Raw genomic sequence first — 2125 nt, forward strand, 5'->3', positions numbered from 1 at the left:
GGCCGGCCGGCCCCCGCGGGGAGTGGTCAACTCTTGACCGCGCCCTGGGTGATGCCGCCGACCACGTGCTTGCCGAGGAAGGCGAAGACGAGCAGCAGCGGCACGGTGGAGATCAGCGCACCGGTCAGGACGACCGCCTTGTCGACGGTGTGGTTGCCCGCGCCGAGGCCGGCGAGGGAGACCTGGAGGGTCGGGCTGCCCTCGGGGGTCAGCGCGATGAACGGCCAGAAGAAGTCGTTCCACGCCTGGACGAAGACGAGCATCCCGAGGACCGCCATCGCCGGCCGGGCGACGGGCAGCACCACGTGCCAGATCACCCGCAGGCTGTTCGCGCCGTCCATCCGCGCGGCCTCGACCAGTTCGATGGGCAGTGCCTCGATGAGGAACTGCCGCATGAAGAACACCCCGAACGCGGCGACGAGCGACGGCAGGACGACCGCCTGCAGCTGGTCGACCCAGCCGAGCTCGGTGATGATCTGGTAGAGCGGGATCACGCTGAGCTGCGGCGGGATGGTCATCGTCGCGACGACCAGGGCGAGCAGCACGTTCCTGCCGGTGAAGCGCAGTTTGGCGAAGGCGAAGCCGGCCAGGGTCGCGAACATCACCGTCGAGAGGGCCACCAGGCCCGCCACTACTGTGGTGTTGACCAGCGCCACGCCCATGTCCGCGTCGGTCCACGCCTTGGAAAGGTTCTTCGCCAGGTCGGGGCCGAACCAGAGCGGGGCGGGCGCGGAGGAGACGCGGGCCGCGTCGTGCGAGGCGGCGACCAGGTTCCAGTAGAGCGGGAAGAGCGAGATCAGCGCGGCGAACCCGAGGACGACGTAGGTGAGCCAGCCGGCGTGCTGCTGGCGGCCGGCGCCCTGCCGGAGGCGGCGCCGCGCGGGCGGGGGGCCCGCCACGCCGGCGGCGGGGGCCGTGCGGGGCTCGGTGACGGTGGCCATGGCTCAGCCCTCCAGCTTCGTGCGGGTCAGGCGCGCGGACACCAGCCGCAGCGCCCCGATGAGGAGCAGCAGCGCGAGCATCACCCAGGCGATCGCCGAGGCCTGCCCGAGGGCGCCGGTGACCCAGCCCTTCTCGTACATCAGCAGGCTGAGGGTCTGGTACTGGTTGCCCGAGCCGCCGCCGATGCCGAGCGAGCCGCCGTAGATCATCGGCTCGCCGAACAGCTGGGTCGCGCCGATGGTGGAGACCACGATCGTGAACAGGATCGTCGGGCGGATCGAGGGGATCGTCACCGAGACGAACTGCCGCCAGCGCGAGGCCCCGTCGAGGGCGGCGGCCTCGTAGAGGTCCTGCGGGACGGCCTGCATCGCGGCCAGGTAGATCAGCGCGTTGTAGCCGGTCCAGCGCCAGATGACGATGGTGGAGATGGCGATCTGCGCGGGCCACTTGGACGACTGCCAGTCGACGGGGTCGAAGCCGACCCAGCCGAGCACCGAGTTGATCAGCCCGTAGTCGGAGTTGAACAGCTGGGCGAAGACGAGCGTGGCCGCGGCGATGGAGGTCGCGTACGGGGCGAGCACCGCGACCCGCAGGAAACCGCGGCCGCGCAGCTTGTAGTTGAGCAGGTGGGCCAGGCCCAGGGCCATCAGGAGCTGCGGGACGGTGGATATGACGCCGAGGGTGAAGGTGTTGGCCAGCGCGTTCCAGAAGAAGGTGCTGTCCCAGAGGCCGGTGTAGTTCTCGATCCCGCGCCACTCGGCCTCGCCGCCGAGCTCGACCCGGTGCAGCGAGAGCCAGCCGGTGTAGAGCAGCGGGAAGAGTCCGAAGGCCGCGAAGCACAGGAAGAACGGGGCGACGAACGCGTACGGCGTCGCCTTGAGGTCCCAGCGGTACAGGCGGCTGCGCCAACCGGGCCTGTCCTGCCGGGGGGTGCCCGACCCGCGGGTGGTCGGTTCGTCGGGCGGGTCGGTGGGCTGCGGGCTGCCGGCCGCGGCCCGGACGGAGGTGGCCACGAGGGGCGTCCTTCCGGTCGGTTCGGTGCGGCCCGGCGTCGGCGGACGCGGGGCCGGGGCGGAGGAGGGGGTGCGGTGCGGGGCGGTCCCTTCGTGGGCGGGACGGCGGCCCGGGGTGCCGGGGCCGCCGTCCCCCGGCCCCCCGCCGCGCAGTCAGGGGGGCGGCGGCG

The 2125-nt window shown here is 72.2% G+C and carries 2 protein-coding genes; both read right to left on the minus strand.

Annotation, left to right across the window (positions count from 1 at the left end; genetic code table 11):
- Positions 1-26: 26 nt before the first annotated feature.
- Positions 27-941 (minus strand): carbohydrate ABC transporter permease, encoded by a 915-nt coding sequence (locus ACFWEG_RS28925; protein ID WP_387221057.1) that lies wholly within the window; start codon positions 939-941, stop codon positions 27-29.
- A gap of 3 nt (positions 942-944) precedes the next feature.
- Complete coding sequence (locus ACFWEG_RS28930) at positions 945-1955, minus strand: carbohydrate ABC transporter permease (RefSeq protein WP_387221060.1); 1011 nt, start codon at positions 1953-1955, stop codon at positions 945-947.
- Positions 1956-2125 lie beyond the last annotated feature (170 nt).

It is taken from the genome of Streptomyces sp. NPDC060194, from assembly GCF_042728285.1.
In the GTDB taxonomy this organism is placed as follows: domain Bacteria; phylum Actinomycetota; class Actinomycetes; order Streptomycetales; family Streptomycetaceae; genus Streptomyces.